8 protein-coding genes are annotated in these 6,370 nt (G+C 63.6%); 7 read left to right on the plus strand and 1 reads right to left on the minus strand.

Annotated elements, in window-relative coordinates:
• On the minus strand, nt 1–823 hold an 823-nt coding region (locus tag VMA74_RS05390; RefSeq protein WP_325365559.1), incomplete at its 3' end, for a class 1 fructose-bisphosphatase.
• A gap of 150 nt (nt 824–973) precedes the next feature.
• On the opposite strand from VMA74_RS05390, the gene VMA74_RS05395 reads away from it, so the two are divergent.
• The 7 genes from VMA74_RS05395 to VMA74_RS05425 form a co-directional block, all read left to right on the plus strand.
• Nucleotides 974–1,594 carry a DJ-1/PfpI family protein gene (locus tag VMA74_RS05395; RefSeq protein WP_325365561.1) on the plus strand — a complete coding sequence of 207 codons (621 nt, stop codon included), beginning with the start codon at nt 974–976 and terminating at the stop codon, nt 1,592–1,594.
• Nucleotides 1,595–1,616: 22 nt separating this feature from the next.
• The gene (locus VMA74_RS05400; protein WP_325365563.1) at nt 1,617–1,853 is read left to right on the plus strand and encodes a hypothetical protein; all 237 of its coding nucleotides are present in this window, start codon (nt 1,617–1,619) and stop codon (nt 1,851–1,853) included.
• A gap of 20 nt (nt 1,854–1,873) precedes the next feature.
• Nucleotides 1,874–2,278: a GFA family protein gene (locus VMA74_RS05405; protein WP_325365565.1), complete on the plus strand. Its 405-nt coding sequence runs from the start codon at nt 1,874–1,876 to the stop codon at nt 2,276–2,278.
• A gap of 168 nt (nt 2,279–2,446) precedes the next feature.
• Nucleotides 2,447–3,151 (plus strand): YafY family protein, encoded by a 705-nt coding sequence (locus VMA74_RS05410; RefSeq protein ID WP_325365567.1) that lies wholly within the window; start codon nt 2,447–2,449, stop codon nt 3,149–3,151.
• Between the two features lie 72 nt (nt 3,152–3,223).
• Complete coding sequence (locus tag VMA74_RS05415) at nt 3,224–3,838, plus strand: ParB-like protein (RefSeq protein ID WP_325365569.1); 615 nt, start codon at nt 3,224–3,226, stop codon at nt 3,836–3,838.
• Nucleotides 3,835–5,484, plus strand: a complete 1,650-nt coding sequence (locus VMA74_RS05420; protein ID WP_325365571.1) for a SulP family inorganic anion transporter — start codon at nt 3,835–3,837, stop codon at nt 5,482–5,484. The genes VMA74_RS05415 and VMA74_RS05420 overlap by 4 nt, the downstream gene beginning before the upstream one ends.
• Nucleotides 5,485–5,531: 47 nt before the next feature.
• On the plus strand, nt 5,532–6,370 hold an 839-nt coding region (locus VMA74_RS05425), incomplete at its 3' end, for a DUF885 domain-containing protein (RefSeq protein ID WP_325365573.1).

Here is a 6,370-nt window from a genome sequence, read left to right on the forward strand (position 1 = left end):
GCAGTTTGCCGCCTTTGCTCTTGATCTTGGCATCGAGCGGATAGAAGAAGGTGCCGCCGCGGGTGATGATGCGATGCACATCGGCCACCATCGAGGCCACCCAGCGCATATTGAAATCCTTGCCGCGCGGACCGTCCTTGCCGGCCAGCAGTTCGCCGATGTAGCGCTGCATCGGCGCTTCCCAGTGACGCTGGTTGGACATGTTGATGGCGAACTCGGCGGTTTGTTCCGGAATGCGGATGTCGCGGCGGCTGAGGGTGAAGCTGCCTACTTCGCGATCCAGCGTGAACTCGTGCGTGCCGTGGCCGAAGGTCAGCACCAGCACGGTGGCGGGGCCATACACCACATAGCCGGCAGCGAGTTGCGTGGTGCCGGGTTGCAGGAAGTGTTCGGCCTTCGGTTCGGTAATACCATCCGGGCAACGCAGTACCGAGAAGATCGTGCCGACCGAGATGTTCACGTCGATGTTGGAGCTGCCGTCCAGCGGATCGAACAGCAGCAGGTGATGGCCCTTCGGATACATGTCGGGAATCGGCTGCGGATCTTCCATCTCTTCGGAGGCGCAGGCGGCGAGCTGGCCGCCCCAGGCGTTGGCCTCCAGCAGGATCTCGTTGGAAATCACATCCAGCTTTTTCTGCGCTTCACCTTGGATGTTGCCGGTCCCCGCCTCGCCCAGCACGCCGCCAATGGCGCCCTTGTTGGTGGCGACGGCGATGCGCTTGCAGGCACGTGCCACCACTTCGACCAGCAAGGTGAGCTCGGCGTTGATGTGGCCGGCGCGGCGTTCTTCGATCAGAAACTGGATCAGCGAGATGGGCTTCATGGCAAACCTGCTGGCAAAGGGGCCGCCATTGTCCGGGCTCAGGCCCACGGAAGCCAGTCGATGGCCTGAACCGGTCGGCAGCGTGCTGCTGACAACACGCTGGCAGTAGCCGGGGCGCAAGCTCCCGGCATCGAAAAAGGAGGGACGATCATGCGCGACACGATGTATGTGCTGGTGTTCGACGGGTTTGCGGATTGGCAGGTGGCGTTGGCCCTGGCTGAAGTCCGCCGCCCGGGGGAATGGGAAGTACGCAGCGCCGGTTTCACGCGCGAGCCGGTCATGTCGATGAGCGGCCTGCAGGTGGTGCCCGATCTAAGCGTGGATGAGCTTGACCTGGATGCTGCCGCATTATTGATCCTGCCCGGAGGGCATCTGTGGTTGTCCACCCAGCGTGAGCAGACTGCGTCGGTAGTGCGGCGTGTGTATGAAGCGGGCGCACCGGTTGCCGCGATCGACCAAGGCGTGCCGCTGCTGGCGCGTGCCGGTTTGCTCGACCATTGCCGTCATACCGGCAATTGGGCAGGACAGATCGGCCGTGAGGTGCCGGCATACAGCGGACACGATCAATACGACGCCCATGTGCTTGCCGTCAGCGATGGCGGCGTGATCACTGCCAGTCATCTGGGCAGCATCGAATTTGCGCGGGAAATCATCCACACGTTGGATCTCTACAACGCCAGTGACCGCGAGCACTGGTATCGCTTGTTCAAGCACGCCGTACCGCCGCCGTGGCTGGCCGGCGAACGTGTCGACATCGTCCAGGCGGCATGACGTCATGACTACGAACAATTTCATGAATTGGCTGTTGGCCGCGTATCGGCCGATGTATCTACGGGGCCTGTTGATGGATGGTCAATATCGATTGCCCGCCGCACAGGAGGAAAAGAGGCCGGATAAAGGCAATCGGGTCGCGCAACTCACGCCGGCATTCGAGCCGGAACGCAGGCGCGTGCTGGTGGTGCCGGGCGCCGCTTCCACCCTGCACATGCCGTCGCCGGATGAACCGTCCGGCGGCTTGAGCGGTGCATAACCATCACCCAGGAGTTCACCATGCAAAAGACTTATCACGGCAGTTGCCACTGCGGTGCAGTGACGTTCGAAGCGGATATCGATCTCGCGCAAGGCACGGGGCGCTGCAATTGTTCCATTTGCACCAAGGCGCGGCAGTGGGGTGTGGTGGCGAAGCCGGATGCATTCCGGTTGATCAGCGGCGCGGAGGAGCTGTCCGACTACCAGTTCGGCAGCCACAGCATGCATCACCTGTTTTGCAAGCACTGCGGCATCCGGTCGTTCGGCAAAGGCCACCTGGATGTACTGGGCGGTGATTTCTATTTCGTCAACGTATTCTGCCTGGACGACGCCGAGCCGGCCGAGTTGATCGAGGCACCGTTGCGCTTTTCCGATGGACGCAACAACAACTGGCAGAACGCGCCCGCTGAAGTGCGGCATCTGTAATCTCGCTCAAGACGACGACATGCATCGCAGGGTCAGCTTCCGCGCGCGAGGGCCGATGGCAACGGGTGTGCTTGCATGCCTTTCGCATGGCAGCGTCTCAGCTCCTGCGACGAGCTTGCATGACTTCGGACGCTGGTCCGCCAACCCGACCTGGGCGATCATGCGTGGATGCGTCGCGCCGATCGCCTCTTCCTCATCATCAACGCCCTGCGTGGTCGACGTACCGCGCTGCAGGCGCGCCAACTCGCGGAAATGCTGGGAGTATCGCTGCGCACGGTCTATCGCGACGTGGCCGACCTGCAGCTCTCGGGCGTGCCGATCGAAGGCGAGGCCGGCGTCGGCTACATGCTGCGCAAGGGCTCGGACATCCCGCCGCTGATGTTTACCGCCGAAGAGCTCGAATCGTTGGTGGTTGGCACGCGCTTTGTCCGCGCATTCGCGGGCGAGAAGCTGGCCGCCGGGGCGCAAGCGGCGCTGTTGAAGATCGAGGCCGTGTTGCCGCCGGAATTGCGCGAGCGTTCCTCGCGCACGCGCATTTATGCGCCGATCTGGCGCGACGCGCATTCCACCGCCTTCGCCGAGCGCATCGACCAGCTGCATGCGGCCATCGAAGCCCAGCACGTATTGCGGCTGCTCTATAAAGACGAGGCGGGCCGCGCCAGCGAGCGCGAGGTGGAACCGTTGTGCCTGGCGTTCTGGGGCGGTAAATGGACGCTCGGCACCTGGTGCCGCCTGCGCAAGGACTTCCGCAATTTCCGGCCGGACCGCATCGATCAAATGGAGAAGACCGGCGAGATATTCCAGAGCGCGCCGGATCGTGATCTGAATTCCTACATGCAGGCGATGCGCGGCTATTACTCGGGGCTTGAATAGGCGGTTAGTCCAACCCGCGCCTGCACGCTTGAGCTACCCTGCGCCAACCAGGGCTACCGCAGGAGTCACCTCATGTCGTCAGGCGTGCGTCATCCTTTGTTGTCGATTGCGCCGGCCAAGCTGCGGCCCACCCAGATGACGGTGGGCAAGGCGGAAGTGGCGGAGAAACGGGCGGAGTGGGAAAAGCTCGGCAAGAAGAAACGCAAAGACCTGCTGGCCGCGCACTGGTTTCCGGGGGTGATCGGGCCCAAGCATCAGGTCTACATCGTCGATCACCATCACCTCGGTCTTGCCTTGTGCGAGGAAGGCGTCAAGCAAGTGCCGGTGATGATCCAGCGCGATTTTTCCTGGCTGCTGCCGGACGTGTTCTGGCGCACCATGGAATTCAATCGCTGGGCGCATCCCTACAACGAACACGGCCAGCGGCAGGAATACGACGCGATTCCGCGTAGCCTTGCTGATCTGGTCGACGATCCTTACCGCACCCTGGCTGCGCGCGTGCGTACTGCCGGTGGCTATGCCAAGGACGCCACGCCCTACTCGGAATTCCTGTGGGCGGATTTCTACCGGCGCAATCTCAAGCTCAAGGGCAGTCGCGTTACCCCCAAACTGCTGCAGGACGCATTGTTGCTCGCGCATTCGCACGAAACGGCTTATCTGCCGGGTTGGAGCGGAGAAATCCAATGAGCGGCACGGCCACCTCGTCGGCGCGCATCGCCGACGTGCTGGCGGGCCTGGGCATAGCGGGCCTGTTGATCCCCGAAGCGGTCGCCTATTCCGGCATCGCCGGCATGCCGCCGCAGGCGGGCGTGGTGGCGCTGTTCATCGGGCTGATCTGCTACGGCTTGCTGGGTACCAGCCGCTTCGCGGTCGTCTCGTCCACGTCGTCCTCGGCGGCGGTGCTGGCGGCAGGTACCCTGCTGTTGGCGGGCGCCGGGGTGAATCGCGTCGCGGTGGCGGCGACGCTCGTGTTGCTGGGCGGCGTATGTTTTCTGATCGCGGGCGCGGCGCGCCTCGGTGGCCTTTCGCACCTTATCGCCCGTCCGGTGTTGCGCGGCTATACCTTCGGGCTGGCGGTCGTCATCGCGCTCAAGCAGCTGCCGCATCTAGGTGGCTGGCCGGGGCTGAGCGGCGATTTCGTGCCCTTGCTGATCGCCGACCTGGTGCGTACCTCCGGGCAGATCCATGCGCTGACCCTGGCTACCGGCCTGCTGGCCTTGCTGCTGTTGTATGCCTGCGAGCGCTTGCGCCGTTTGCCGGGAAGCCTGTTGGTGATCACGCTCGGGGTCGCCGCATCCGGTTGGCTGGCGGCGCACGGCGTACCGCTCACCGGCACCATCCACATGCAGATGAGCCTCGGCATGCCGGTCTGGCCGTCCAGCGGCCAGTGGTTGCCAAGTGTGGAACTGGCGGCGGCCTTGCTGTTGATTCTGTATGCCGAGTCGTACAGCTCGATTCGCGGCTTTGCGTTGAAGCACAATGATCCGGTGGCACCGAATCGCGATCTGCTGGTGCTGGGTCTGGCCAATGTATTGAGCGGCCTGTGCCAAGGCATGCCGGTGGCCGCCGGTTATTCCGGCACCTCTGCCAATGAGGCGGCCGGCGCACAATCGCGGCTGGCCGGCCTGATCGCAGCGGCCATGGTGTTGCTGATGGTGTGGCTGTTGCTGCGCTGGATCGAGCGCATTCCGCTGACCGTGCTGGCCGCGATCGTGATTCATGCGGTAAGCAAGTCATGGCGGCTGTCGGTGTTCCGCCCGTACCTGCAATGGCAGCGCGACCGCTTGCTGGCGCTGGCCGCCGTGATCGCGGTGTTGTCGCTGGGCATCCTCAATGGCCTGCTGTTCGCGATTGCCTTCAGCCTGATCCTGCTGCTGCGCCAGTTGGCCGCGGCGCGCATCAGCGTGCTCGGCCGGCTCCCCGGCAGTCACGATTTCGTGGATATCGCGCAGCATCCCAATGCGGAGCAACCGGGCGGCATGCTCATTCTGCGCCCGGAAGAACCGCTGTTCTTCGCCAACGCCGAGGCGGTGATGGCGCTGGCGCGCAAACAGGTGCAGGGGCATGGCGCTATCAGGCAGGTGGTGTTGAGCCTGGAGGCGTCGCCCGATCTGGATAGCACTGCGCTCGAGTCGCTTGGGGATTTTTCCGGTTGGCTGCAGGCGCGCGGTGTCGGCCTGCGCGTGGCGCGCGTGAAGGACGAAACGCGCGCCTTGCTGCTGCGCGCCGCCCTGCCCCAGCTTTCGCCACAGGCGCTGGATAGCTGGAGCGTGGAAGATGCCGTGTCGGCCGCCATGGCCGCGATGTCTTCAACAGGGAATCAAACACAGTGAAACTCGCCACCCGCATCGGATACCTGGCCGCAGGCTTGCTGTTGACCATGCCGGCGTTCGCGCAGCAAGCAAGCGCAGACGCACGCTTCAAGCAGCTTTATCAACAGGAATGGGCGTGGCGTACCGGCCAGGCCGGCGTGAGCGCGTCCGGCGAAGCCCAGCCGAACAGCGGCCGACTCGATCAAGTGGATGCGAAGAGCCAACAGGAACGGCTCGATTACTGGCAGAAGGTCATGCGCCAGCTGGATGCGATCGACCCGAAAGCGCTTTCCCCGGCGCAGCAGGTGAACTACGCGATCTATCGCGAGCAGATCCGCAACTTCATCGCCGACCAGCAATTCAAGCAGTGGCAGATGCCGTTCAACAGCGACTCGGCGTTCTGGAGCGAACTCGACGATAGCCTTGGCAGCGATTCGCTGCGCAACGAATCCGATTATCGCCACTACGTGGATCGCCTCGGCCAGGTGCCGGCCTATTTCGACCAGGAAATCGCCAACATGCGGGCGGGTTTGAAGCGCGGCTTCAGCGTGCCAAAGGCGGTGCTGGCAGGGCGCGATGTGTCCATTGCCGCCGTCGCCGACGTGAAAGACCCCACGCAGACCTCGTTTTATGCGCCGCTGAAGCAGATGCCATCGAACATCCCGGCGGTAACGGCCGCGGCCATCCAGGCCGATGCGCGCGCGAAAATCGAGCACGACGTCATCCCCGCGTACCAAAAACTGCTTGCCTTCTTCCGCACCGAATACGTGCCACAGGCGCGCACCACGCTGGCGGCTGAAGCCCTGCCCGACGGCAAGGACTATTACCGCCAGCAGATCCGCGAATACACCACCCTCGATCTGGACCCCGACACGATTCATAACATCGGGCTGGCGCAGGTCACCAA

Source organism: Dyella sp. (assembly GCF_035508675.1).
GTDB lineage: Bacteria > Pseudomonadota > Gammaproteobacteria > Xanthomonadales > Rhodanobacteraceae > Dyella_B.